General features: G+C 64.3%; 29 protein-coding genes and 1 other RNA gene. 11 read left to right on the top strand and 19 right to left on the bottom strand.

Annotated features, from left to right (window positions below; genetic code table 11):
* Positions 1–6 precede the first annotated feature (6 nt).
* The 7 genes from P5704_014795 to P5704_014765 all read right to left on the bottom strand — a co-directional run bounded on the left by P5704_014795 (position 7) and on the right by P5704_014765 (position 7,669).
* Complete coding sequence (locus tag P5704_014795; protein ID WOF77328.1) at positions 7–1,623, bottom strand: iron ABC transporter permease; 1,617 nt, start codon at positions 1,621–1,623, stop codon at positions 7–9.
* Positions 1,624–1,741: 118 nt separating this feature from the next.
* The gene (locus P5704_014790; GenBank protein ID WOF77327.1) at positions 1,742–2,743 is read right to left on the bottom strand and encodes an extracellular solute-binding protein; all 1,002 of its coding nucleotides are present in this window, start codon (positions 2,741–2,743) and stop codon (positions 1,742–1,744) included.
* A gap of 108 nt (positions 2,744–2,851) precedes the next feature.
* Entirely contained in the window at positions 2,852–4,072 is a 1,221-nt protein-coding gene (locus P5704_014785) for a 2-octaprenyl-3-methyl-6-methoxy-1,4-benzoquinol hydroxylase (protein WOF77326.1), read from the bottom strand.
* The gene (locus tag P5704_014780; protein ID WOF77325.1) at positions 4,072–4,560 is read right to left on the bottom strand and encodes a DUF4442 domain-containing protein; all 489 of its coding nucleotides are present in this window, start codon (positions 4,558–4,560) and stop codon (positions 4,072–4,074) included. The genes P5704_014785 and P5704_014780 overlap by 1 nt, the downstream gene beginning before the upstream one ends.
* Before the next feature lie 23 nt (positions 4,561–4,583).
* On the bottom strand, positions 4,584–5,762 hold the full coding sequence (ubiH, locus tag P5704_014775; GenBank protein WOF77324.1) for a 2-octaprenyl-6-methoxyphenyl hydroxylase: 1,179 nt from the start codon (positions 5,760–5,762) through the stop codon (positions 4,584–4,586).
* 1 nt (position 5,763) lies between these two features.
* Positions 5,764–7,098 carry a Xaa-Pro aminopeptidase gene (gene pepP, locus P5704_014770; GenBank protein ID WOF77323.1) on the bottom strand — a complete coding sequence of 445 codons (1,335 nt, stop codon included), beginning with the start codon at positions 7,096–7,098 and terminating at the stop codon, positions 5,764–5,766.
* Positions 7,099–7,114: 16 nt separating this feature from the next.
* Complete coding sequence (locus tag P5704_014765) at positions 7,115–7,669, bottom strand: YecA family protein (protein ID WOF77322.1); 555 nt, start codon at positions 7,667–7,669, stop codon at positions 7,115–7,117.
* Between the two features lie 130 nt (positions 7,670–7,799).
* Here P5704_014765 and P5704_014760 point away from each other — a divergent pair, with 130 nt between their 5' ends.
* From P5704_014760 to P5704_014745, 4 genes are all read left to right on the top strand, one after another.
* Complete coding sequence (locus P5704_014760) at positions 7,800–8,009, top strand: TIGR02449 family protein (GenBank protein ID WOF77321.1); 210 nt, start codon at positions 7,800–7,802, stop codon at positions 8,007–8,009.
* Complete coding sequence (locus P5704_014755; protein ID WOF77320.1) at positions 8,006–8,320, top strand: cell division protein ZapA; 315 nt, start codon at positions 8,006–8,008, stop codon at positions 8,318–8,320. Before P5704_014760 ends, P5704_014755 begins: the two co-directional genes overlap by 4 nt.
* Before the next feature lie 33 nt (positions 8,321–8,353).
* A non-coding RNA gene (gene ssrS / locus P5704_014750) (6S RNA) lies at positions 8,354–8,532 on the top strand.
* A 6-nt stretch (positions 8,533–8,538) separates the two neighbouring features.
* Entirely contained in the window at positions 8,539–9,141 is a 603-nt protein-coding gene (locus P5704_014745) for a 5-formyltetrahydrofolate cyclo-ligase (protein WOF77319.1), read from the top strand.
* Positions 9,142–9,169: 28 nt separating this feature from the next.
* Here the strand turns inward: P5704_014745 and P5704_014740 are convergent, their stop codons facing one another.
* Entirely contained in the window at positions 9,170–9,322 is a 153-nt protein-coding gene (locus P5704_014740; protein WOF77318.1) for a hypothetical protein, read from the bottom strand.
* Positions 9,323–9,518: 196 nt separating this feature from the next.
* Between P5704_014740 and P5704_014735 the strand changes: the two genes are divergently transcribed.
* The gene (locus tag P5704_014735) at positions 9,519–9,968 is read left to right on the top strand and encodes an EVE domain-containing protein (protein ID WOF77317.1); all 450 of its coding nucleotides are present in this window, start codon (positions 9,519–9,521) and stop codon (positions 9,966–9,968) included.
* A 1-nt stretch (position 9,969) separates the two neighbouring features.
* On the opposite strand, the gene P5704_014730 is transcribed toward P5704_014735, so the two are convergent.
* The gene (locus P5704_014730) at positions 9,970–10,356 is read right to left on the bottom strand and encodes a flagellar basal body-associated protein FliL (protein WOF81240.1); all 387 of its coding nucleotides are present in this window, start codon (positions 10,354–10,356) and stop codon (positions 9,970–9,972) included.
* A gap of 230 nt (positions 10,357–10,586) precedes the next feature.
* Between P5704_014730 and P5704_014725 the strand changes: the two genes are divergently transcribed.
* Entirely contained in the window at positions 10,587–11,567 is a 981-nt protein-coding gene (locus tag P5704_014725) for an NADPH:quinone oxidoreductase family protein (GenBank protein ID WOF77316.1), read from the top strand.
* A 54-nt stretch (positions 11,568–11,621) separates the two neighbouring features.
* On the opposite strand, the gene secB is transcribed toward P5704_014725, so the two are convergent.
* The 3 genes from secB to P5704_014710 form a co-directional block, all read right to left on the bottom strand.
* The gene (secB, locus tag P5704_014720; GenBank protein ID WOF77315.1) at positions 11,622–12,116 is read right to left on the bottom strand and encodes a protein-export chaperone SecB; all 495 of its coding nucleotides are present in this window, start codon (positions 12,114–12,116) and stop codon (positions 11,622–11,624) included.
* 62 nt (positions 12,117–12,178) lie between these two features.
* A complete protein-coding gene (grxC, locus tag P5704_014715; GenBank protein ID WOF77314.1) occupies positions 12,179–12,433 on the bottom strand; it encodes a glutaredoxin 3 in 255 nt (84 codons plus the stop codon).
* Between the two features lie 2 nt (positions 12,434–12,435).
* Positions 12,436–12,849 carry a rhodanese-like domain-containing protein gene (locus P5704_014710; GenBank protein ID WOF77313.1) on the bottom strand — a complete coding sequence of 138 codons (414 nt, stop codon included), beginning with the start codon at positions 12,847–12,849 and terminating at the stop codon, positions 12,436–12,438.
* 141 nt (positions 12,850–12,990) lie between these two features.
* On the opposite strand from P5704_014710, the gene gpmI reads away from it, so the two are divergent.
* The 4 genes from gpmI (at position 12,991) to P5704_014690 (ending at position 18,101) form a co-directional block, all read left to right on the top strand.
* Entirely contained in the window at positions 12,991–14,541 is a 1,551-nt protein-coding gene (gene gpmI, locus P5704_014705; GenBank protein ID WOF77312.1) for a 2,3-bisphosphoglycerate-independent phosphoglycerate mutase, read from the top strand.
* A 118-nt stretch (positions 14,542–14,659) separates the two neighbouring features.
* A complete protein-coding gene (locus P5704_014700; protein ID WOF77311.1) occupies positions 14,660–15,916 on the top strand; it encodes a murein hydrolase activator EnvC in 1,257 nt (418 codons plus the stop codon).
* Between the two features lie 71 nt (positions 15,917–15,987).
* Positions 15,988–17,307, top strand: coding sequence for a S41 family peptidase (locus tag P5704_014695; protein WOF77310.1), 1,320 nt, complete (start codon positions 15,988–15,990; stop codon positions 17,305–17,307).
* A gap of 2 nt (positions 17,308–17,309) precedes the next feature.
* Positions 17,310–18,101, top strand: coding sequence for a divergent polysaccharide deacetylase family protein (locus P5704_014690; GenBank protein WOF77309.1), 792 nt, complete (start codon positions 17,310–17,312; stop codon positions 18,099–18,101).
* Positions 18,102–18,104: 3 nt separating this feature from the next.
* Here the strand turns inward: P5704_014690 and P5704_014685 are convergent, their stop codons facing one another.
* The 7 genes from P5704_014685 to hisB all read right to left on the bottom strand — a co-directional run bounded on the left by P5704_014685 (position 18,105) and on the right by hisB (position 23,052).
* Positions 18,105–18,851, bottom strand: coding sequence for an ABC transporter substrate-binding protein (locus tag P5704_014685; GenBank protein ID WOF77308.1), 747 nt, complete (start codon positions 18,849–18,851; stop codon positions 18,105–18,107).
* Between the two features lie 233 nt (positions 18,852–19,084).
* A complete protein-coding gene (locus P5704_014680) occupies positions 19,085–19,831 on the bottom strand; it encodes a transporter substrate-binding domain-containing protein (GenBank protein ID WOF77307.1) in 747 nt (248 codons plus the stop codon).
* 81 nt (positions 19,832–19,912) lie between these two features.
* Complete coding sequence (gene hisF / locus P5704_014675; GenBank protein WOF77306.1) at positions 19,913–20,683, bottom strand: imidazole glycerol phosphate synthase subunit HisF; 771 nt, start codon at positions 20,681–20,683, stop codon at positions 19,913–19,915.
* A gap of 96 nt (positions 20,684–20,779) precedes the next feature.
* On the bottom strand, positions 20,780–21,523 hold the full coding sequence (gene hisA / locus P5704_014670) for a 1-(5-phosphoribosyl)-5-[(5-phosphoribosylamino)methylideneamino]imidazole-4-carboxamide isomerase (GenBank protein ID WOF77305.1): 744 nt from the start codon (positions 21,521–21,523) through the stop codon (positions 20,780–20,782).
* A gap of 36 nt (positions 21,524–21,559) precedes the next feature.
* The gene (locus P5704_014665) at positions 21,560–21,820 is read right to left on the bottom strand and encodes a DUF2164 domain-containing protein (protein WOF77304.1); all 261 of its coding nucleotides are present in this window, start codon (positions 21,818–21,820) and stop codon (positions 21,560–21,562) included.
* On the bottom strand, positions 21,821–22,459 hold the full coding sequence (gene hisH / locus P5704_014660) for an imidazole glycerol phosphate synthase subunit HisH (protein WOF77303.1): 639 nt from the start codon (positions 22,457–22,459) through the stop codon (positions 21,821–21,823).
* Positions 22,459–23,052 carry an imidazoleglycerol-phosphate dehydratase HisB gene (gene hisB, locus P5704_014655; protein ID WOF77302.1) on the bottom strand — a complete coding sequence of 198 codons (594 nt, stop codon included), beginning with the start codon at positions 23,050–23,052 and terminating at the stop codon, positions 22,459–22,461. The genes hisH and hisB overlap by 1 nt, the downstream gene beginning before the upstream one ends.
* 144 nt (positions 23,053–23,196) lie before the next feature.
* Between hisB and P5704_014650 the strand changes: the two genes are divergently transcribed.
* Positions 23,197–24,495 (top strand): nitrate- and nitrite sensing domain-containing protein, encoded by a 1,299-nt coding sequence (locus P5704_014650; protein ID WOF81239.1) that lies wholly within the window; start codon positions 23,197–23,199, stop codon positions 24,493–24,495.
* The last annotated feature ends 137 nt before the right edge of the window (positions 24,496–24,632 follow it).

Below are 24,632 nucleotides of genomic sequence, written 5' to 3'. Positions count from 1 at the left end.
GCGCGGCTAGCCAGGGCGTCGCGCCGAACGGCGAATCAGCAGCACCACCGGCAGCAGCCCGACCAGCACCAGGGTCAGTGCCGGCAGCGACGCGCGAGCCCACTCACCTTCACTGGTCATCTCGAAGATGCGCACGGCCAGAGTGTCCCAGCCGAACGGCCGCATCAGCAGGGTCGCCGGCATTTCCTTGAGCACATCGACGAACACCAACAGCGCCGCACTCAACGTGCCCGGCAGCAACAGCGGCAGGTAGACACGGAAGAACAGCGCCGGGCCACCGACACCCAGACTGCGTGATGCCTGCGGCAACGAGGGGCGAATCCGTGCCAGGGCGTTCTCCAGCGGGCCGAAGGCGACCGCCATGAAGCGGATCAGATAGGCCAGCAGCAACGCGCCGAGGCTGCCCAGCAGGATCGGCTTGCCGCCAGCGCCCAACCAGCTCGACAGCGGAATGACCATGTGCCGGTCGAGGTAACTGAACGCCAGCATGATCGAAACCGCCAGCACCGAACCCGGCAAGGCGTAGCCGAGATTGGCCAGGCTCACCGCGCTGCGGATCGAGCGCACCGGCGCCTGTCGTCGGGCGAAGGCCAGCAGCAACGCCACGCTCACGGTGATCAGTGCGGCGATGGCGCCGAGATAGAGCGTGTGCAGGATCATCCCGGCATAACGCTCGTCGAGATCGAAGCGCCCGCGCTGCCAGAGCCAGACCAGCAGCTGCAACAGCGGGATGATGAACGCACAGAGAAATACCAGGCCGCACCAGGCGCTGGCCGCAAACGCCTTGATTCCGGTCAGCCGATACAGCGCCGCGGAGCGCGCTCGCTCATTGGCCGGCCGCGCAGCACCCCGCGCGCGCCGCTCGCCGTAGAGCACCAGCATCACCGCCAGCAACAACAGGCTGGCCAGCTGGGTGGCGCTGGTGAGGCTGAAGAAGCCATACCAGGTCTTGTAGATCGCGGTAGTGAAGGTGTCGAAGTTGAATACCGACACCGCACCGAAGTCGGCCAGGGTTTCCATCATCGCCAGGGCCAGTCCGGCACCGATGGCCGGTCGCGCCATTGGCAGCGCCACGCGCCAGAAGGCTTGCCAGGGCGACTGGCCGAGCGCCCGCGCCGCTTCCATCAGCCCTTTGCCCTGGGCGAGAAAGGCCGAGCGTGCCAGCAGATAGACATAGGGGTAGAACACCAGTACCAGCACCGTGATGACGCCGCCGGTGGAGCGCACCCGAGGGAAGCGGATGCCGCTGCCGAACCACTCGCGCGCCAAGGTTTGCACCGGACCGGCGAAATCGAGCAGCCCGATGAAGACGAACGCCAGCACGTAGGCCGGAATCGCGAACGGCAACATCAGCGCCCAATCCAGCCAGCGGCGCCCGGGAAATTCGCACAATGCCGTCAGCCAGGCGAGGCTGACACCAAGCACCACCACGCCGATGCCTACGCCGAGCACCAGCGTCAGGGTATTGCCCAGCAGACGCGGCATCTGCGTGTCCCACAGATGCGACCAGATCTCGGTATCGATACTGCTCCAGCTGAACAGCAGGATGCTCAGTGGCAACAACACCAGGGCTGCGACAGCAAACGTGATGGGATACCAGCGGCGCTCGACGGGATGGGACACTCAAGCCTCGACAGCAAAAAAGACGACGCCCCGGACCAGGCCGGGGCGCCGAGTATAACCGCAGCGGCGAACGTGGCGGCCGGAGCTGCACGTCACCGCTGCAAGCGCGGAGGGCTGATCAATTCCAGCCGGCGCGATCCATCAGCTTGATGGCTTCGGCCTGGCGCTTGCCGGCCACTTCCACCGGAATGGTGTCAGCCTTGAACTCGCCCCACGCCGCCACTTCGTCAGACGGCTTCACGCTCGAGTTGGCCGGATACTCCATGTTGATGTCGGCAAAGATGCTCTGCGCTTCTTCGCTGGTCATCCACTCCACCAGTTTGCGCGCGGCATCCGGGTTCGGTGCGTGCTTGGTCAGGCCGATGCCCGACAGATTGACGTGTACGCCGCGGTCTTCCTGGTTCGGCCAGAACAGCTTGGCCTTGAGCTGCGGGTTCTGCGCGTGCAGACGACCGAAATAGTAGGTGTTGACGATGCCGACATCGCACTGCCCGGCGTCGACGGCCTGCACCAGCGCCGTGTCGTCAGCGAAAACGTCGGTGGCGAGATTGCCGACCCAACCCTTGATGATCTCTTCGGTCTTCTCGGCGCCGTGGGTTTCGATCATGGTCGCGGTCAGCGACTGGTTGTAGACCTTCTTGCTGGTGCGCAGGCACAGGCGGCCGTCCCAGCGCTCGTCGGCCAGTGCCTCGTAGGTGCTCAACTCACCGTCCTTGACCCGCTCCGGCGAGTAGACGATGGTCCGCGCGCGCAGCGACAGGCCGGTCCAGGCGTCGTTGGAGGAACGGTACTGGGCCGGGATGTTGTCCTTGACCACCTGGGAGTTCAGCGGCTGCAGGATGCCCATTTCCTCGGCTTGCCAGAGGTTGCCGCCATCGACGGTGAGCAGCAGGTCCGCTGGAGTGTTCGCGCCTTCGGCCTTGATGCGGGCCATCAGCGGAGCTTCCTTGTCGGTGATGAACTTGATCGCGACACCGGTCTTCTCGGTGTAGGCGTCGAACACCGGCTTGATCAGCTCGTCGATGCGCGAGGAGTAGACCACTACTTCGTCGGCAGCCTGGACGGCACCCGACAGCGCCGTCAGCGCCAGAGCGGCGAATAAACCTTTGCGTGCCTGCATGGAACAGCCTCTTGGAGAGTTGGAACAGAGGCTGAATAGTAGTGAATGTTATTTACCTTCTCAATGCGACAAATCGTGCCGTAACGTTTTGTATATATCCATCTGCTATCAGGGCCGGGCCAGTTCCGGCAGATCGCCGCTCAACCCGAGCGCCTGACGAACGAACAGAGCCTTCGCCTCGGGCAGCGCCTGCACCGCCTTGAGACCGGTATTGCGCAGCCAGCGCAGCGGCAGCGGATTGGCCTGGAACAGCCGCTCGAAACCTTCCATGGCCGCCATCATCGCCAAGTTGTGCGGCATGCGCCGACGCTCGAAGCGACTCAGCACCTGCACGTCGGCCACCCGCTCACCACGGGCCATCGCCGCCTTGAGCACTTCCGCCAGCACGGCGGCATCCAGCAGACCAAGATTCACGCCCTGGCCGGCCAGCGGATGAATGGTGTGCGCCGCGTCGCCGATCAACGCCAGGCCCGGCTGCACGTAGCGTTTGGCATGGCGCTGACGCAACGGGATGCACAGCCGCGGATCGACTTCCAGCACCTCGCCCAGGCGTTGCTCGAAGGCACGCTCAAGCGCGGCGCGGAACGCCAGGTCATCCAGCGCCATGAGCCGCTTGGCTTGCGCCTCGGTAACCGACCAGACGATGGAGCACCAGTGCCGGTCGCCATCGCGATCGAGCGGCAGAAAGGCCAGCGGGCCGTCATCGGTGAAACGCTGCCAGGCCGTACGCTGGTGCGGCTCGCTGCAACGCACGCTGGTGACGATGGCCTGATGCAGATAATCCCACTCGCGGGTTGCGCAGCCAGCCAGGCGGCGAATCGCCGAGTTGGCGCCGTCCGCGGCGATCAGCAGGGGCGTGTGCAACTCGCGACCATCGCCCAGCGTCAGCCGCCAGCCTTCGGCGGTTTGCGTCAGCTGCTCGACGCGCGCGCCGCCGATCAGCTGCAGACCGCCGCGGCGCTGCATCGCCTCCAGCAGCGCATCCTGCACCACACGATTTTCGACGATATGCCCAAGCACTTCGGCATGTACGGTTTCCGCGGAAAAATGAATCTGCCCGGTGCCTGAACCATCCCATACATGCATGTCGGTGTAGGGGCTGGCGCGGCGCGCGGCGATGCCCGGCCAGGCGCCGACCCGCTGCAGGATGCGCTGGCTGGCTGCGGACAGCGCACTGACTCGCGGCTCGAAGCCGCCCTGCGGGTCGAAGTCGGCGATCTCGAGCGGGCTCGCATCGAGCACGACGATATCCAGCCCACAACCTTCGAGGGCGAGAGCCAGCGTACTGCCGACCATGCCGGCACCCACGATGATCAGATCCGCTTGCATCACTTCTCTCCTGGCTGCCGCGCCCGCGGCTTGAGTCGTATGTAAAGGGTCTTCTGCACCCGTGCCACCAGCGAGCCCTCGCCGTCCCGCACTTCGACATGCATTCTGGGCAGGTACTTGCCGCCATCGGCCGTGTGCGCGCGGATCTCATCCAGCAACTTGTCGCTGATGGCGAACTCGGCGTAGACCGCGCCGCGCCCGGGGCTGACGAATTCTATGTTGGCCGCCTTGTCCCAGACGATGTAGTCGCGCCCGAGATTCTCCATCAGCATCAGCACGAAGAACGGGTCGACCATCGAATACAGCGAGCCGCCGAACTGCGTACCGACATAATTGCGGTTGTACCAGCGCAGCACCATCTTGACCCGAACCAGGCGCATATCCGCACTGATGTGCCGCACCCGAACACCAGCTCCGATGTATGGCGGGTAAAAATTCATGGCCCAGCGCAGAAACCGCGCCTTGCGCGCCAAACGGGAGCCGCTCATGCCGAGTCCTTTGGTTGCCGCGTTCAGCCAGCGCGAGTGCCCAGGCCCATGGCCTGGCGCGCAAACCAGCGCTTGGCGGTGGGCATGAGGTCCAGCCCGAGCAGACCGAGATTGCGTCCAGCCGCGACCAGCCGACCGGAATCACCGAACAGCCGGGTGACCTGATCGGAGAAGCCGACCGTCACGCGTTGATCGAAGCGCTGCCTGCGAGCGTACTCCTGCAGCACAACCAGGTCGCCCAGTGCGGCATCGCTGCGTAGCAAAGCGACGCTCAGCGCATCCACATCACGCAACGACAGGTTGTAGCCCTGGCCGGCGATCGGGTGCAGGCTGTGCGCCGCGTTGCCGAGCACCACCAGCCCCGAACGTACCTGCTCTTCGGCCTCGATCAGCGTCAGCGGATACAGATGCCGAGCCCCGACCTGCTGCAACGCGCCCAAGCGATAACCGAAGGCCTCCTGCAGTTCGGCGAGGAAAACCGCCTCGTGCGCCTGCGCCAAGCGCGCGGCATCGACCTGGGAGCGCGTCCACACCAACGCACAGCGATCATCCTGCAATGGCAGCAGCGCCATCGGGCCGTCTTCGGTGAAGCGCTCGAAAGCCAGGCCACCATGCGGTTTGCCAGGTGTGATATTGGCAATCAACGCGGTCTGGCCGTAAGGCCGGCGCGATACCTGGATACCAAGCTGCTCGCGCAGCCCGGAGCGACCACCATCGGCGAGCACGGTGAGGTCGCACTCCAGCAGCTGACCATCGGTAAAACTCAACCGGTAGCCGGTGGCGCTGGGCTCCAGTCGCTCGACCTCGGCCGGACAGTGGCGGACCACCACCTGATCATCCAGCGCCTGCCATAAGCAATGGCCGATCCAAGCGTTCTCGACCACGTAACCCAGCGCCTCGACGCCTTCGCGCGCGCAATCGAGACGTGCCGCGCCGAAACTACCGCGCTCGGACACATGAATGCGCAGAATCGGCTCGGCACGCTCGGCGATGCGTTCCCATATACCCAGGCGCTGGTAGATCAGCCGGGTGCCGTAGGACAGCGCGGTGGAGCGCGCGTCATAGCTCGGCTGGTACTCATGGCCGGGCTCGAACGGCTCGATCAGATGGATGCGCCAGCCGCGCTCACGGGCGCCATCCTGCAAGGCCAGCGCGAGACTGGCTCCGACCAGCCCGCCGCCGATGATCGCCAGGCTCTGCATGTCAGGCGACCTGCTCGCGAGCGGCCGCCATCAGCGCCTCGATTTCGGCGACACTCTTCGGCACGCCATCGGTAAGGATCTCGCAGCCGGTCTTCGTCACCACTACGTCATCCTCGATGCGCACGCCGATGCCACGCCACTTCTTGGCGACATTCTGATTGTCCACGGCGATATAGATGCCCGGCTCGACGGTCATCGCCATGCCGGGCTCGAGCACGCGCCACTCGCCGCCGATCTTGTAGTCACCGACGTCATGCACGTCCATGCCCAGCCAGTGCCCGGCGCGATGCATATAGAAAGGCTTGTAGGCCTCGCTGGCGATCAGCTGGTCGACCTCGCCCTGCAGCAGGCCCAGTTCGATCAGCCCGGCGGTGATCACCCGTACGGTGGCCTCGTGGGCCTCGTTCCAGTGCTTGCCGGGGGCGATGTGCTTGAACGCCTCTTCGTTGGCCTTGAGCACCAGTTCGTAAATGGCCTTCTGCTCGGGCGAGAAGCGGCCGTTGACCGGAAAGGTGCGGGTAATGTCGCTGGCGTAGCAGTCGATTTCGCAACCGGCGTCGATCAGCACCAGGTCGCCATCCTTCAGCGGCGCATCGTTTTCGCGGTAATGCAGGATGCAGGCATTGCGTCCCGCGGCGACGATGCTGCCGTAAGCCGGCATCTTCGCCCCACCCTTGCGGAACTCGTAATCCAGCTCGGCTTCCAGGTGATACTCAAATAGCCCGGCGCGGCTGGCCTGCATGGCACGGATGTGCGCGCGCGCGGAAATCTCCGCCGCATGCTTCATCACCTTCACCTCGTTGCTCGACTTGTACAGGCGCATGTCGTGCAGCAGGTGATCGAGCGCGACGAACTCACTGGGCGGCTGTGCGCCCTGGCGGGCCTTGGCGCGGATGGTCTTGATCCACTCCATCAGCCGGTGATCGAAGGCCTCGTTGGTGCCAATGGCGTAGTAGACCCGGTCACGCCCTTCGATCAGGCCGGGGAGGATGTCGTCGATGTCGCCGATGGGAAAGGCATCGTCGGCACCGTATTCACTTATCGCACCGTCCTGCCCGGCACGCAGGCCGTCCCACAGCTCGCGCTCAGGGTCGCGTTCGCGGCAGAACAGCACGTATTCGCCATGCTCACGCCCGGGAATCAGTGCGATCACCGCCTCCGGCTCGGGAAAGCCGGAAAGGTACTGAAAATCGCTGTCCTGGCGGTAGACATGCTCGACATCGCGGTTGCGGATATACATCGGCGCCGCCGGCAAAATGGCGATGCTGTTGGGTTCCATCTGCTCCATCAGCGCCTTGCGCCGACGGGCGTATTCCGATTTCGGGATGCGAGTCATGAGCGGAACGGTTTCCTCAATGCAGGGAAGGTTTCGGTGCAGCGGGTACCGGCTTGGCGCACTCGGTGAACAGCAGCAGCGGCGCCACGCGCAGGTACTCCATCACCTCCATGTAATCGGTCTCGCCGTCTTCGGACTCTTCCAGCGAGTCCTGAATCTGCGCGATGGCCGAAAGATCCTGTAGTACTTCCATGGACTCGGCGCTCAGCGCGCGGTCGCCAGCGGTCAGACCGAAGCCGGCGAGAAAACCCTGGCACCACTGGCCCAGCGCGACAGCGCGCTCGGCCAGCGGCGCATCATCACTGGGCAGTAGCAGAACGACGGCAATGTCGTCGCCAGCGAGTTCGCCCTTGACCATCTCCTGCAGGCCGATCAGGGCCTGGCGGACATTGTCCTGCGGCGCTTCGCCGAGCAGGTCCGAGGCATCGGTCAGCCAGGGCTCGATATCGAAGCCGGCGCCGGCGCAGCTGCGACCGAGCAACAGGCCATGCAATTCGGCAGGAGATACGGTTTGCGGTGCGCCAGCCAGAAGTGTGGCGAAAGCGGCATACGGGGAATTCTGAATGGACATGGCGGCTAGGCGCACGATGGCGCAATGACTAGAATGAAGGCTTCGTATCCTAGCACCGGCGGCCTCGGCAAGACCATCGAAGCCCCCGGGCATCGCCTCCGTCTTCACTCAGTGCCCCAACAGGAATCCCATGGAAGACGCCGATCTGAAAGCGCTGACCACCAAGCTGGAGCAGCTGATTCAGCGCATCGAACAGCTCAAGGCGCAGAACCACCTGCTATTGGCCAACGAGCGGAACTGGCGCGAAGAGCGCGCTCATCTGATCGAAAAGAACGAAATGGCCCGTTTGAAGGTCGAATCAATGATTTCGCGCCTGAAAGCCCTGGAGCAGGACTCATGACCCAGCCGAACACCGTCACCGTGCACATCATGGACAAGGAATATTGCATTGCCTGTCCGCCAGAGGAACGCAGCAATCTGGAAGGCGCGGCCCGCTATCTGGACCGCAAGATGCGCGAGATCCGCAGCAGCGGCAAAGTCATCGGCGCCGACCGCGTCGCGGTGATGGCAGCGCTGAACATCACCCACGAACTGCTGCACAAGCATGATCGCCTGGATGCCGAAGCCAACAGCGCGCGCGAGCACGTTCGCATGCTGCTGGAGCGCGTCGACAGCGCACTGGCCACCGACCCGAACCCTTCCGGCAACTGATCAACGGCAGCCGGTTTGCGTTATACTCCGCCCAACTCCCTGGCATGTTCGCCAGTCGGCGATGACCCTCTCCCGATAAGCAACACCATGGAGGCTACACGTGGTGCCGGTGTGCATGTCCGCCTGACGGAAAGCCTTAAGGTACTCTGTAGTCGCCACCTTGAACTCTCGGGTTCAAGGGCCTACGCTGGCAGCGGCATGCTGGGGAGCCACTTCTGATGATCGTAGCCGAAGGCCTTTCGCGCCCGGCGCTACGCCGCAGGCTGCGCCACGCTCGGCGCCAACTGACACCCGCCCAGCAGCGCCTGGCCGCTCGACGTCTCTATCGGCAGCTGGCTCAGCATCCCTGGTTCCGGCGCGCTCGGCATATCGCCCTGTACCTTCCCAACGATGGCGAAATCGATCCGCGCCTACTGCTGCACGCCGCTCAGCGCCGCGGCAAAGCGACCTATCTTCCGGTACTCAACCCCTGGCCGCGTACGCGCATGGTGTTCCAGCGCATCGAGCCCAGCGAACGGCTGCGGCGCAACCGTTTCGGCATCCCCGAACCCATGATCCGGACCGCTCGGCAACGCCGCGTCTGGGCGCTAGATCTGCTACTCATGCCACTGGTGGGCTTCGACGGAAACGGCGGACGACTAGGAATGGGGGGCGGCTTCTATGATCGCAGCCTGGCGTATCGCGCCATGCGCAAAAAAAGTCACAAACCGACGCTATTGGGACTGGCTCACGAATGTCAGCGGGTTGATCGATTGCCGCTGGAGAGCTGGGATGTAGCGCTTCAGGCTACGGTGACGGACCAGGGCTGGTACGTCGGCTGATGGAGCGCCGCGTCCATGCGGCACGAGGTCATCGCTGCTGAGCCTGCTGCACCTGAATGACCGGGGCCATGCCGGCCGCGCCATCGCGCTGATCCCACAGACTCTGCGTATAGCCTGTGGTGACTACGCCGAGACCAAAGATAAAGACCAAAATCCACAGAATATCGGGCTTACGTTTCATTTGTGTTCGCCTCCCCCTACCAGGCGAAATGCTTGCGTCGAGTCGATGTGTTTTTCGTTCTAGGACTCGATAGGCCACCTTACAGCTGCGGCATTTTCCGTGAAGCGTCGGCACCGCGCAAACAGGTATTGCAGCCGATTGTCGGAGATTTTGCCATCATGGTCTGATCGAACCGTCTGACAGGAGAGCAAGGTTCATGCCTTATTGGCTAATGAAGTCCGAACCGGACGAATTTTCCATCCTGGACCTGAAAAAAATGGGTCATGGACGCTGGGATGGCGTACGCAACTACCAGGCGCGAAACTTCATGCGTCAGATGCGGGAAGGCGATCGGTTCTTCTTCTATCACTCCAGTTGCGCCGAGCCAGGAATCGCCGGAATCGGCAGGATCAGTCGCAGCGCCTATCCCGATCCCACCGCCCTCGACCCTGCCAGCCCTTATCACGATGGCAAGGCTCGCAATGATGCCAATCCGTGGAGCGCGGTCGATGTCGAGTTCGTCGATGCCTTCGCGACACCGTTGAAACTGGCGCGCCTGAAAGCCGAGCCAGCACTGCACGAACTGGCACTGGTGAAGAAAGGCAGTCGCCTGTCGGTGATGCCGGTCAGCGAAGGCGAATGGCAGGCGATCCTAGCGATGTGCTGAGCTACTGGATAATCAGATTGTTGAACAGCAAATCATCGATCAGCGGTTTGCCTTCTTCCTGCTCCAGCACCTCGCGCACCTGACGCAAGGCCTCCTGGCGCAGCTGTTCCTTGGCCTCGGGGCCGCTCAGCGTCTCGTCGGTCTGCTGGGAAAACAGCATCACCAGCTGATGGCGGATCAGCGGCTCGTGATGCTTGACCCGGTCTTCTACCTCCTTGCTGGAGATGCGCAGCGCGACATCGGCCTTGTAGTACTTGAGGCGCTCGCCCGAACCGTAGTTGCCCACCATTGCAGGCGTCAGCGCGTAATAGAGGGCCTGTGGAGCAGCGGACTCTTCGGCCGACTCATTGGCTTGAACGGCTCCGGCAAATGCCAGGCAGAAAAACATCGATAGTAGGTATCTCACGCGCTGCGGCTCCAGAAAGAAACTGCGCCAGCATAACCAGTCGCAGCACAACGCCCAAGCCGTTGCACTACGGCCTGCCACTTATATGCCGCCATTACAGTGAACGATGCTGATTGCCTCGCCACGCCGCGCTCCTAGACTGGAAAGTCCTGAGCAGTCGAGCCATCCCATGTCGGGCGGCAAGCGTCCGACCAGTCGAACAAGGAAAAGCGATGAAAGCCGTCCTGTGCAAAAGCTTCGGCCCGCCCGAAAGCCTGGTTATCGAAGATGCCCCCTCCCCTCAGATCAAGCCGGGCGAGATCCTGCTCGACGTGCATGCCGCCGGGGTGAACTTCCCTGACACGCTGATGATCGAGGGCAAGTACCAGTTCAAGCCGCCGTTCCCGTTCTCGCCCGGCGGCGAGGCGGCCGGCGTGATTGCCGCGGTCGGCGCGAAGGTCAGCCACCTCAAGGTCGGCGACCGGGTCATGGCGCTCACCGGTTGGGGCAGCTTCGCCGAACAGGTTGCCGTGGCCGGCAGCAACGCACTGCCGATCCCGCCGAGCATGGACTTCGAGACCGCTGCCGCCTTCAGCATGACCTACGGCACCTCGATGCATGCGCTCAAGCAACGCGCCAATCTACAACCCGGTGAAACCCTGCTGGTGCTCGGCGCTTCCGGCGGTGTCGGCCTGGCTGCCGTTGAGATCGGCAAGGCCATGGGCGCGCGCGTCATCGCCGCTGCCTCCAGCGCCGAAAAGCTGGACGTGGCGAAGAACGCCGGCGCCGACGAGCTGATCAACTACAGCGAAGTCAGTCTCAAGGAGCGCCTGAAGGAGCTTACCGGCGGCCAGGGTGTAGACGTCATCTACGATCCGGTGGGCGGCAAGCTGTTCGAGGAAGCCTTCCGCAGCATCGCCTGGAACGGCCGCATGCTGGTGGTGGGTTTCGCCGCCGGCGGCGACATCCCGGCGTTGCCAGCCAACCTGCCGCTGCTCAAGGGTGCCGCGCTGATCGGCGTGTTCTGGGGCGCCTTTGCGCAGCGTCAACCGCAGGACAACGCCGCCAATTTCCACCAGCTGTTCGCCTGGCATGCCGAAGGCAAGCTCAAACCGCTGGTGTCGCAACGCTTTGCGCTGGAAGAGGCTGGCCAGGCTATCGCCACCCTGGGGCAGCGCAAGGCGGTCGGCAAACTGGTGGTGCAAGTGCGCTAACGCGCAGAAGGGGATGCAGGAAGCGTCAGGCGCTTCCTGCATGATCCGTATGGATCAGTGGGCGGTGCTGGGGGCTTCGCCGGCGCCCTGCATGCGCGCCATTTCCTGGGCGTAGAGTGCATCGAAGTTCACCGGGGCCAGCATCAGCGCCGGGAACGAGCCGCGGGTCACCAGGCTGTCCAGCGCCTCACGGGCGTACGGGAAGAGGATGTTCGGGCAGAACGCACCAAGGGTATGGCTCATGGCAGCCGCTTCCAGGCCCTTGATCAGGAAGATTCCGGCCTGCTGCACTTCGGCGATGAAGGCCACTTCTTCGCCGGTCTTCACCGTCACCGAAAGGGTCAGCACGACTTCGTGGAAGTCGCCCTCAAGCGCCTTCTGCTTGGTGTTCAGGTCCAGCGCGACACTCGGATTCCATTCCTGACGGAAAATTTCCGGGCTCTTCGGCGCTTCGAAGGACAGATCGCGGACGTAGATGCGCTGCAGGGAGAACTGCGCGCCCTGTTCGTTCTGCGACGCTGCGCCGCCGTTGTTAGCTTGTTCGGTCATTTCTGCAACCTTTTATCCAGTTGTGCGTGTCGTTTGTATTGGTTGGACCCGCGGTGCCGGCCTCAGGCCTGCAGCAACGGGTCGAGGCGTCCGCCGCGCTCCAGAGCGTGCAGCTCGTCGCAGCCGCCGACATGTTTATCGCCGATCCATATCTGCGGTACCGAGGTACGTCCGGCCTTGCTGGCCATTTCGGCACGCAGGGACGGGTTGCCATCCACGGGAATTTCCTCGTAGACGACCCCCTTACGATCGAGCAGCGCCTTGGCGCGGATGCAGAACGGGCACCAGGCGGTGGTGTAGATGACGACGTTGGGCATGATTACTTGACCACTGGCAGATTGTCGCCGCGCCAGCTGGAAATCCCTCCCGACAACTTGGCGGCGGTGAAGCCTGCCTTCTGCAGCTCACGGCAGGCCGTTCCGGCGTGCTGCCCCATGGCATCGACCACGATGATGGTCTTGGCCTTGTGCTTTTCCAGTTCGCCTGTGCGGCTGACCAGCTTCTCGTAGGGAATGTTCAATGCATCGACGATATGTCCTGCGTCGAACTCCTTCTTGACGCGCACGTCCAACACCACGCCCTCGCCACTGTTGACCAGTGCCGTCAGTTCGCGATTGCTCAGGCTCTTGCCACCCTTGCGTGTCTCGGTGATGAACAGAAGGATCAACAGCGCCACGAACAGGCTGCTGAGTACATAGTGGTTAGAGACAAATTCAATCAGGTTAGCGAGCATCAACGGGTACCCGGACGATAAAATGCGGGCCAGTATACACAGCCCCTCCTACCGGCTGAACCCTTGATGATTCGTGACCTCGCCCCGGCCAGCCAGTAGACTGGCCGCCCTTTTCCGCCCCCGTGCAAGGAGCCCGAAAGCATGTCCGTCGCCCCCACCGCCGCGCCCAAACCCCTGGTACTGATCATTCTCGATGGCTTCGGGCACAGCGACAGCCCGGATTTCAATGCCATCCACGCCGCGCGCAAGCCGGTCTACGATCGCCTGCTGGCTACTCAGCCGCACGGACTGATCTCCGGTAGCGGCATGGACGTCGGCCTGCCGGACGGACAGATGGGCAACTCCGAGGTCGGCCACATGAACCTGGGCGCCGGGCGCGTGGTGTATCAGGACTTCACTCGAGTGACCAAGGCGATTCGCGATGGCGAGTTCTTCGCCAACCCGACCATCTGCGCCGCCGTCGACAAGGCCGCGGGGGCCGGCAAGGCGGTGCACATCCTCGGCCTGCTCTCCGACGGCGGCGTGCACAGCCATCAGGATCACCTGGTCGCCATGGCCGAGCTGGCAGCCCAGCGCGGCGCCGAGAAGATCTACCTGCATGCCTTCCTCGACGGCCGCGACACCCCGCCGAAGAGCGCGCAAAGCTCCATCGAACTGCTCCAGGCCACCTTCACCCGCCTGGGCAAGGGGCGCATCGCCAGCCTGGTCGGCCGCTATTTCGCCATGGACCGCGACAACCGCTGGGACCGCGTGCAGCAGGCCTACGAGCTGATCGTCGACGGCAAGGCCGAATACCGCTCCGACTATGCGGTGGACGGCCTGATCGCCGCCTACGAGCGTGGCGAGAGCGACGAGTTCGTCAAGGCCACCACCATCGGCGAGCCGGTGCGGGTGGAAGACGGCGACGCCGTGGTGTTCATGAACTTCCGTGCCGACCGCGCCCGCGAACTGACCCGCTGCTTCGTTGAACCCGGCTTCAAGGAATTCGAGCGCGCCCGGGTGCCGCAACTGGCCGAGTTCGTCATGCTCACCCAGTACGCCGCGAGCATTCCCGCGCCGGCAGCTTTCGCCCCGGAAGCGCTGACCAACGTGCTCGGCGAATACCTGGCCAACAACGGCAAGACCCAGCTGCGCATTGCCGAAACCGAGAAGTACGCCCACGTCACCTTTTTCTTCTCTGGTGGCCGCGAAGAACCCTTCCCGGGCGAGGAACGCATTCTGATTCCGTCACCTCAGGTCGCCACCTACGATCTGAAACCCGAGATGAGCGCGCCCGAGGTCACCGACCGCATCGTCGATGCCATCGAGAATCAGCGCTACGACGTCATCGTCGCCAACTACGCCAACGGCGACATGGTCGGCCATACCGGCGTGTTCGATGCCGCGGTCAAGGCGGTGGAATGCCTGGACAGCTGCGTCGGGCGGGTCGTCGAGGCGCTGGACAAGGTCGGCGGCGAAGCGCTGCTGACCGCCGACCACGGTAACGTCGAGCAGATGGAAGACGTCATGACCGGCCAGGCGCACACCGCGCATACCTGTGAGCCGGTGCCCTTCATCTATATAGGCAAGCGCAATGTCTCGATTCGCGAAGGCGGCGTGCTGGCCGATGTCGCGCCGACCATGCTGACGCTGCTCGGCATGCCGGTACCGCCAGAAATGACCGGTCGCTCGATCGTCGAGCTGAAAGGCTGAAGGCTGGAAGCTGGAAGCGAGTGTTGCCAGCGCGTTCACTTCCAGCTATAGGCTTCAAGCTTCCGGCTCGCTTTTTAGGCATACTACGTCGGTCATAACGCTCGGTTGACGCCCTCCAATGCCTCGTACCTTTCTCGCCCTCGCCTTCCTCTGCCTGCTCGGCCCCGCCGTGGCGGACGAACGTGCCGCAGCGCGGCAGCAGATCGAAGCCGCTCGCCAGGACATCACCGAACTGCAGAAACTGCTCAAGCAGATCGAGCAGGAGAAATCCGGCGTTCAGAAGCAGCTGAAGACCACCGAAAGCGAGATGGGCCAGCTGGAAAAGCAGGTCGACACCCTGCAGCAGGAGATCGACCGCAGCGAGGCGGAGCTGGAGCGCCTGAACGAGGAGAAAACCACCCTCGAAGGCGCTCGCCTGGAGCAGCAACGGCTGATCGGGCTGCAGGCCCGCGCCGCCTATCAGAATGGGCGGCAGGAGTATCTCAAGCTGCTGCTCAACCAACAGAACCCGGAAAAATTCAGCCGCACCATCACCTATTACGACTATCTGAACAAGGCACGCCTCGAACAGCTCGACAGCTTCAACGAGACCCTGCGCCAGCTGGCCGGCGTCGAAGCTGACATCGAAGCACAGCAGAACCTTCTGGCTGAAAAGAAGGACGGCCTGCTGGAGCGACGCGAGCAGCTCGCCGAAGTGCGCAAGGAGCGCCAGCAAACGCTGGCCAAGCTCAACAGCGACCTGTCCAGCCGCGAGCAGAAGCTGCAGGCCCGCCGGCAGGAGCAGGCCCAGCTCGAACGGGTGCTCAAGACCATCGAGGAAACCCTGGCTCGCCAGGCTCGCGAAGCCGAGCAAGCCCGGCAACGCCAACTGCTTGCCGAGCGCCAGCGGCAGCAAGAACAATCCCGGTCCGGCGCCAGCACTGCGCCGAGTGGCCCGCTGGTTTCCAGTGCCGGAGGCAACTTCGGCGGCCCGTTTGCCAAGGCCAAGGGCAAGCTGCCATGGCCGGTGGATGGACGTCTCGTCGCCCGCTACGGCACTCCGCGCGGCGGCGACGCTCGAACCAAGTGGGACGGCGTGCTGATCGGCGCCAGCGCTGGTACTCAGGTCCGCGCCGTTCATGGCGGCCGCGTAGTCTTCGCCGACTGGCTGCGCGGCGCCGGCCTGCTGGTGATTCTCGACCACGGCAATGGTTACCTGAGCCTGTATGGCCACAACCAGAGCCTGCTGCGTGACGCCGGCGATATCGTCAAGGCTGGCGACGCGATCGCCACGGTTGGCACCAGCGGCGGCCAGGACACTGCGGCACTGTATTTCGCCATTCGCCAGCAGGGCCGCCCCAGCGACCCCGCCCAATGGTGTCGCGCGCAAGGCTAGCGAGCAGCGGTGTTCGGTCATGCCGAGCCGCCCGCACCGCCAAGCGCGCCCTCTCATAACTGGAGTTCGACATGTTGCACCTGCGCCGTTTCGCCCGCCCATCCACGCTCGCCCTGGCCATCCTGCTAGGCACCCAGGGCGGCGCATGGGCCCAGCAGCCCATGGAGGAGAGTGCGGCGCCAAGCGCCAAAGCTCCTCTGCCGCTGGAGGAACTGCGCACCTTCGCCGAGGTGCTGGATCGCATCAAGGCTGCCTACGTCGAGCCAGTGGATGACAAGACCCTGCTGGAAAACGCCATCAAGGGCATGCTCAGCAATCTCGACCCGCATTCCGCCTATCTCGAGCCCGAGGCGTTCGCAGAGCTGCAGGAAAGCACCAGCGGCGAATTCGGCGGCCTGGGCATCGAAGTCGGTATGGAAGACGGCTTCATCAAGGTCGTTTCGCCGATCGACGATACCCCGGCGTCCAAAGCCGGCATCGAAGCCGGCGACCTGATCGTCAAGATCGACGGCCAGCCGACCAAGGGGCTGTCGATGATGGACGCCATCGGCAAGATGCGCGGCAAGCCCGGCAGCAGCATCAACCTGACGCTGGTGCGCGAGGGCGGCCAGCCATTCGACGTCAAGCTGACCCGCGCGATCATCAAGGTGCGCAGCGTACGCAGCCAGATACTGGAACCGGGCTACGGCTACCTGCGCATTACCCAGTTCCAGGTCAACTCCGGCGAGGAAGTGGGCAAGGCGCTGGCGAAGCTGAAGAAGGACAACGACGGCAAGAAGCTCAACGGCCTGGTCCTCGACCTGCGCAACAACCCCGGTGGCGTGCTGCAGGCGGCCGTGGAGATTTCCGATCACTTTCTCACCAAGGGGTTGATCGTCTACACCGAAGGCCGCATCGCCAACTCCGAGCTACGCTTCAATGCCGACCCGGCCGATGCCAGCGAAGGCGTACCGCTGGTGGTGCTGATCAACGGCGGCAGCGCCTCGGCCTCGGAGATCGTCGCCGGCGCGCTGCAGGATCACAAGCGCGGCGTGGTGATGGGCACCGACAGCTTCGGCAAGGGTTCGGTACAGACCGTCCTGCCGCTGAACAACGACCGTGCGCTGAAACTCACCACTGCGCTCTACTACACCCCCAATGGCCGCTCGATCCAGGCCCAGGGCATCGAGCCGGACATCAAGGTCGAGCGTGCGAAGCTGACTCGCGAGCAGGCCGCCGACGGCTTCCGCGAGGCCGATCTTGCTGGTCACCTGGGCAATGGCAACGGCGGTCCGGATCGCCCCACCGCCACCCAGATCGCCAGCGACTCGCCACGCCCGCAGGACGACGACTACCAGCTCGGACAGGCACTGAACCTGCTCAAGGGATTGAACCTCACCCGCGGCCAGTGAAGATGACAGGCTGGGCGACAGGACTGACGCTGCTGTTGTTGGCCGCCAGCCAGGCGCTGTATGCCGGCGAGCCCGTAGCCACGCCAGAGCATGCATCGCGACCGCGGTTGACCCTGATTATCGACGACCTCGGACAGAACCCGACACGCGATCGTCGCGTGCTGCAACTGCCCGGGCCGGTCGCACTGGCGATTCTTCCCGACACCCGTCACGCCGCCGCGCTGGCCGAACAGGCCCATAGCGCCGGCAAGACGGTCATGCTGCACATGCCGATGGCGCCTGCCCAGGGCCGTTTCGCCTGGCACCCTCGTCTGCCCCACGACGAGCTGGCGCGCCGCCTTGACGCAGCCCTTGAAGCGGTGCCGCATGCCAGCGGACTGAACAACCACATGGGTAGCGCCATGACCGATCAGGCACAGGCCATGACCTGGCTGATGGGCGAACTGCAGCGCCGCCACCTGTTCTTTCTCGACAGCCGCACCAGCCCGCGCACCGTGGCCGCCGCCAGCGCCCAACGCACGGCACTGGCCAGCCTGTCGCGGGACATCTTTCTCGATGACGATCCCTCACCCTCCGCGGTAGCCGAACGCTTTCACGCGGCAGTGGCACTGGCGCGCAAGCAGGGCTCGGTCGTCATCATCGGTCATCCCCACGAGAGCACGCTGGCCGTGCTCGAACGCGAACTGCCGCGCCTCTCGGCGCAGGGCATCGAATGGGTCGATGTGGGGCAGATGATCGCCACCCGCAGCAACCGCGCCATGGCCGCCCATGGCCGTGGCGGCATCTACCGCTGAGCTTCAGAGATAGCGGCGCAGCATCGCATCCACCGTGCCGTCGGCACGCATCGCTTCCAGCGCCCGCTGCAGACGCTCGACCACCTCATCCGGCGTCGCCCGGTTGAGCGCGAGGAACAGCCGCGCCTCATTGAAACGCAGCACCGGTTTCAGGCCAGTCACACCTTCCTGCTTGGCCAGGTAGGGGCCGACCGGATCGGCGGTGGCCCAGACGTCGATCTGCCCCTTTAGCAGCTTGCCGATGTTCTCCTGATCACGCAGCGAGTTGATCGGCGCCAGACCCTTGCCCTCCAGATGCTGGCTGACCGCGTCGTTCTTGTAGGCACCGATGCGCAGGTCGCGTGCCTGCTCCAGCCCGGTCAGGCGCAGAGGACTGTCGGCGGGCGCCAGCAGCACCCAGCTGATGCTCGCCAGCGGCCCGACCCACTTGAACTGCTGCTCACGCTCGGCAGTGAAGGTGGTGGAGAACAGCCCCTGATCCGGCTGTTCAAGCACCTGCCTGTAGATGCGATCCCAGGGGAAGCGCAGGGTCAGCTCGTAGCGGATCTTCGCGCGGCGGAACATCTCGCGCACGATGTCGGCATTGATGCCGTGGATGCGCGCGTCGGCAGCGTAGTTCTTGCCGTCCTCGGCCATGTTGAATGGTGGGAAATTCTCGGTCAGCAGCACGACTCGGTAATCGTCAGGCAACGCGGCGTACGCGCGAGCACAGAGCAGCAGCAAGACGACGGCAATGATTCGCTTGAACATGGATCGCTCCCTTATTCTCGATTCTCTGGCCCACCCCTCCGCGAGCCAGAGCCGGGGGCTGTCCAAAGCAAGATGCGAACCAGCGAAGCGCCGCGCCGCCTGTGGCTGAGCGCCACTGATTCAGGCAAGCGTGCATGCGCCAGGACGGCGCGAGCGGGCGGATCGGCGCACTCCGCTGGCGCACCGCCATCATCGAGAAAGTCGGCGCAGGAGATGCGCCGACCAGGGGAGGCTTAGAGGTAACGCGCGTTGATCTCGTCGATCACACCTTCGCTGCGCATCTGGTCGAGCGCCTTCTGCAGTTTCTGCACCGTCTCGTCGGCGACCTGCTTGTTCAGCGCCAGGTACAGTTCGGCACTGTCGAAACGCAGCACGCGCTTGAGCCCGGTCACGCCGTCCTGACGGGCCAGGTAACGGCCAGCGGGATCACCGGTGGCCCACAGGTCGATCTTGCCGTCGATCAGCTTCTTCACGTTCTCCTGATCGCGCAACGCGAGCACCGGCCGTAGTCCCTGCCCTTCCAGATGCTCGGCGATGGCATCACCCTTGTAGGCGCCGATGGCGTATTGGCGCGCCTGATCCAGGCTGGTCAGGTTGATCGGACTGTCACCGCGGGCCAGCAATACCCAGTCGTCCGGGCCGATGGGTCCGACCCACTTGAACAGCTCTTCACGCTCGGGCAGGTGCGCCGTGACGAAAACCCCGTAGTTCGGCTGCTCCAGCGCCATGCCGTAGATGCGCTCCCAGGGGAAACGTAGCGTCAGGCTGTAGTCGACGCCGGCGCGCTTGAACATTTCGCGCACGATGTCCGCGGCGATGCCGCTGATGTTTTCATCGCGAGCGAAGTTCTTGCCGTCGACCGCCATGTTGTAGGGCGGGAAATTCTCCGTCAGCAGGTCGATCTTCGCCGGCTCCTGGGCTTGAGCCAGCGAGGCGCCGAACAGCAGCGCACTGACAATGGAAGCGATGGTCTTGAGCATGAGAAATCTCCTGATTGCTCGCCCGCAACAGCAGCAGGCGTGTCCTTGTAGCGCGCAGCCGTGTTCGGGCACGCTCCGCGATCAACGCATCACGATGCCGCGAGCGGCCAGGTAAGCCTTGGCCTCCGGCACCGTGTACTCACCGAAGTGGAAGATGCTCGCAGCCAGCACCGCGTCGGCCTTGCCTTCGAGAATGCCATCGGCCAGGTGCTGCAGATTGCCGACACCACCAGAGGCGATCACCGGGATGCACAGCGCTTCGCTGATGGCGCGGGTGACGCCCAGGTCGTAGCCGCTCTTCACGCCGTCCTGGTCCATGCTGGTCAGCAGGATCTCGCCAGCGCCGAGGTCTTCCATCTTCTTCGCCCAGGCCACCGCATCCAGCCCGGTGGGCTTGCGCCCGCCATGGGTGAAGATTTCCCAACGGCCAGGCTCACCCGGTGCGGAGACCTTCTTCGCGTCGATGGCGACGACGATGCACTGCGAGCCGAAGCGGTCCGCGGCCTCGCCGACGAAGTCTGGGTTGAACACCGCGGCGGTGTTGATCGAAACCTTGTCGGCGCCGGCGTTGAGCAGGTTGCGGATATCCTGCACGGTCCTGACGCCACCGCCCACGGTCAGCGGGATGAATACCTGGCTGGCCATGCGCTCGACGGTGTGCAGGGTGGTGTCGCGGTTGTCGACGCTGGCGGTGATGTCGAGGAAGGTGATCTCGTCGGCGCCCTGCTCGTCGTAGCGGCGGGCGATTTCCACCGGGTCGCCGGCGTCGCGGATGTTCTCGAACTGGACGCCCTTGACCACGCGGCCGTTGTCCACGTCGAGGCAGGGAATGATGCGTTTGGCCAGGGCCATGGTCGATCTCTCTCGTAGGGCGGACAGCGCCGCATGGCGCTATCCGCCGGGTCACCGAATGCATGGCGGCACGCGGAGCGTGGTCCGCCTTACGGCTTACTCGTCTTTCAGCTTGAGGTCGCAGAGCGCCTGCGCCTCGGCCACATCCAGCGTGCCTTCATAGATGGCGCGGCCGGTAATGGCTCCGATGATGCCCGGAGTGTTGGTGTCGAGCAGCTTCTGGATATCGCCGATGTTGTGGATGCCACCGGACGCGATCACCGGGATACGGCTGGCGTTGGCCAGGGCCACGGTGGCCTCGACGTTGCAGCCCTGCATCATGCCGTCCTTGGCGATGTCGGTGTAGACGATCGCCGAGACGCCATCGGCGTCGAAACGGCGGGCCAGATCGACGGCCTGCACGCTGGAGACTTCCGCCCAGCCATCGGTGGCGACGAAGCCGTCCTTGGCGTCCAGACCGACGATCACCTTGCCCGGGAAGGCGCGGCAGGCCTCGGTAACGAACTGCGGCTCTTTCACCGCCTTGGTGCCGATGATCACGTAGCTGACACCGGCGCGCACGTAGTGCTCGATGGTTTCCAGGGTACGGATGCCGCCGCCGATCTGGATCGGCAGGTCCGGGTAACGCTTGGCAATGGCGGTGACCACTTCGCCGTTGACCGGCTGGCCTTCGAAGGCCCCGTTGAGGTCGACCAGATGCAGGCGGCGGCAGCCGGCCTGGACCCACTTGGCAGCCATGGCCACCGGGTCATCGGAGAACACCGTGGCGTCGTCCATCAGGCCCTGGCGCAGACGTACGCAGGCGCCGTCCTTGAGATCGATAGCGGGGATAATCAGCATGGCTTGAACCTGTTCAAATCAAGTGTCGGTTAAGGGTCAGCTCTTCTCGAGTGCCCACAAGTCGCTTTCGATGCTCTCGAACCGCTCCTTCAGGTGGCTCTGCACGTCGAAGATCGCCTTGTTGTAATACAGCGGCGCGATTTCCCGGGCGAACAGATCGAGCACTTCCTGCGCCTCGAACGAGCCCAGTTCGAGTTCGAACCGCTCTTGCAGAAAGCGCTTGATGACCTGTTGCGCCGCCTGCTCCTGAGCGGCATCCAGCGTCAGGACCGGCGGCTTGAGCTTGGCCCGGCTCATTTACCAGCGGCCATCCCAGGCGGCGAAGTTCTGCAGCAGCTGCAGGCCGTGGGTATGGCTCTTTTCCGGGTGGAACTGCACGGCGAAGCGCGAGCCATCGGCCAGCGCGGCGGCGAAGTCCTTGCCGTAATGGCCGCGACCGACCACCTGACGCGGGTTGCCGGCCTCGATGTAGTAGCTGTGCACGAAATAGAAGCGCCCATTGTCCGGAATCGCGTGCCAGAGCGGGTGGTCGACCACCTGCTTGACCTCGTTCCAGCCCATGTGCGGCACCTTCAGGTGCTCGCCGTCCTCGTGCAGGTCCTTGCCGAAGAAGCGCACCTGACCGGGAAACAGACCGATGCAGTCGACGCCGTCGTTCTCCTCGCTGCGCTCCAGCAGCGCCTGCATGCCGACGCAGATGCCGAGGAACGGGCGATCCTGGCTGACTTCGCGAACCAGTTCATCGAAGCCCAGCCGGCGAATCTCGGCCATGCAGTCGCGGATCGCGCCGACACCGGGAAACACCACGCGGTCGGCCTCACGAATGACCTGCGCGTCGCTGGTCACCAGCACCCTGCCGGCGCCGACGTGCTCGAGGGCCTTGGCCACCGAGTGCAGGTTGCCCATGCCGTAGTCGATGACGGCGACAGTCTGCATCACAGGCACCCTTTGGTGGACGGCATCTGCCCGGCCATGCGCGGATCGAGTTCGACAGCCATGCGCAGTGCGCGGCCGAAGGCCTTGAACACCGTCTCGATCTGGTGGTGGGTGTTGATGCCGCGCAGGTTGTCGATGTGCAGGGTGACCAGAGCATGGTTGACGAAGCCCTGGAAAAATTCCTGGAACAGGTCGACGTCGAACTTGCCGACCACCGCGCGGGTGTAGGGCACGTTCATGGTCAGCCCCGGACGCCCGGAGAAGTCGATCACCACGCGTGACAGCGCTTCATCCAGCGGCACGTAGGAATGCCCGTAGCGGGTCATGCCCTTCTTGTCGCCGATGGCCTTGGCGAAGGCCTGGCCGAGGGTGATACCGACGTCCTCGACGGTGTGGTGGTCGTCGATGTGCAGGTCGCCGTTGCACTCGATATCCAGGTCGATCAGCCCGTGCCGGGCGATCTGGTCGAGCATGTGCTCCAGGAAGGGCACGCCGATGGCGAAGCGCGCCTTGCCGGTGCCATCCAGATTGATGGTGACCTTGACCTGGGTTTCCAGGGTGTTGCGCTCTACGTAAGCCGTACGTTCGGACATCAACAGCTCCGCTGATCGTGGGCGAAAAGGGGCACATTATAGGCGCAAACGCCGCAGCACGGATATGCGCCGGGTTTACTGGACTGCATCTTGCAGGAACCTGCGCGTCAACCCGCGGAGGTGCCGCCCATGCACGGACGGAAAATGCCTGCGACCCTGCGCTTCATGCTGGCGTCCCGGCGCAGCGAATTGCTCGGCCTGGAGGATCTGGCGCGTACCTGCGAACTGGTCACCCGCATCAGCCAGCTGGTGCACGCGCTGCAGAAGGAGCGCGGCTACTCGAACATCTACCTTAGCGGTAACGCCGCGCATCAGCGCCAGCAGCTCGACGTGCTCAGCCTGGAAGCCGAGGCGCTGGAGCGCGACGTCCGTCTGGATCTGGATCGAATCGACCTGGATGCCGTCAGCAGCGCCGACAAGACCCGCCTGTTCACCCGCATCGCCTATGCGCTGCACAGCCTCGACGAGCTGCCCGCACTACGCCGGCGCATCCGCGAGCACGCCATCGGCATGCAGGACGCCACGGCGACACTGGTGCGGCTGATCGGCGGGCTTCTCGCAGTGGTGTTCGAAGCGGCCGACACCGCCGCCGATCCGGACATCACGCGCTGCCTGGTGGCACTGTTCAATTTCATGCAGGGCAAGGAGTTGGCCGGCCAGGAGCGCGCGCTCGGAGTGGTCGGCTTCGCCAGCGGCTATTTCCGCGGCGACATGCTGGAGCGCCTGGAACACCTGCTCGAAGGTCAGGAGCGCTGCTTCACAACCTTTGACCGCTTCGCCAGCCCAGCAGCGCAGGCGCTATGGCAAGCGCTGTGCGCCAGTGAGACGAACAGCAACGCCTGCCGCCTGCGTGATATCGCACGCCGCACCAGCCCCGGCGCGGCGGTCGAGCCGCAGCTGTGCGAGCTCTGGTTCGAGTTGCACACGCAGCGCATCGATGCGATGAAGCAGGTCGAGACACGCCTGGAGCAGGACCTGTTGCAACAGTGCCGGTACAGCATCGAGCGCATCCGCAAGGGCCTGCAGAGCCATCGCAAGCTGCTCGACGGCATCGCCGACATGCACGCCGCCGCCGAGCAGGCCAAGCTGTTCAGCGTGCAGGCCAGCGATCTCGACGCGCCGCCGCCGGACGGCATGACCGCGATGGTGGCGCGCTCGACCCTGGAGCTGCTGCTGACCCAGAGCGTCCGCCTGCAGGGCCTCAATGAAGAGTTGCGCGAGGCGCGTCAGGCGCTGGACGAGCGCAAGCAGGTGGAGCGGGCCAAGCAGCAGCTCATGCGCCAGCAGGGCTTCTCCGAAGGCGAGGCCTACAGCTGGCTGCGCCAGGCGGCAATGAATCAGGGCCTGCGCCTGGAGGAGGTTGCCCAGCGCCTGCTGTCACTGGCTCAGCCGGCGGCCGAGCGCGCCCCGGCGCGCACCCTGGGCCAACGTTTCCGGCACTGAAAACAGGCACGCCACGCCATCGGACCAGCATGCCTGCCCCGCGAATGTGCATGCGCCACCAGCCCCGCAGAATCGCCACGCACAACTCATCTTGAGCGAGCCAATCACCAAGCTGGTCGCAGCCTTTCTGCGGCGTC

Source organism: Pseudomonas sp. FeN3W, assembly GCA_030263805.2.
Taxonomy (GTDB): Bacteria; Pseudomonadota; Gammaproteobacteria; order Pseudomonadales; family Pseudomonadaceae; genus Stutzerimonas; species Stutzerimonas stutzeri_G.
The sequence above is the reverse complement of the archived record's forward strand: the minus strand, read 5'-3'. Positions and strand labels throughout refer to the sequence as shown.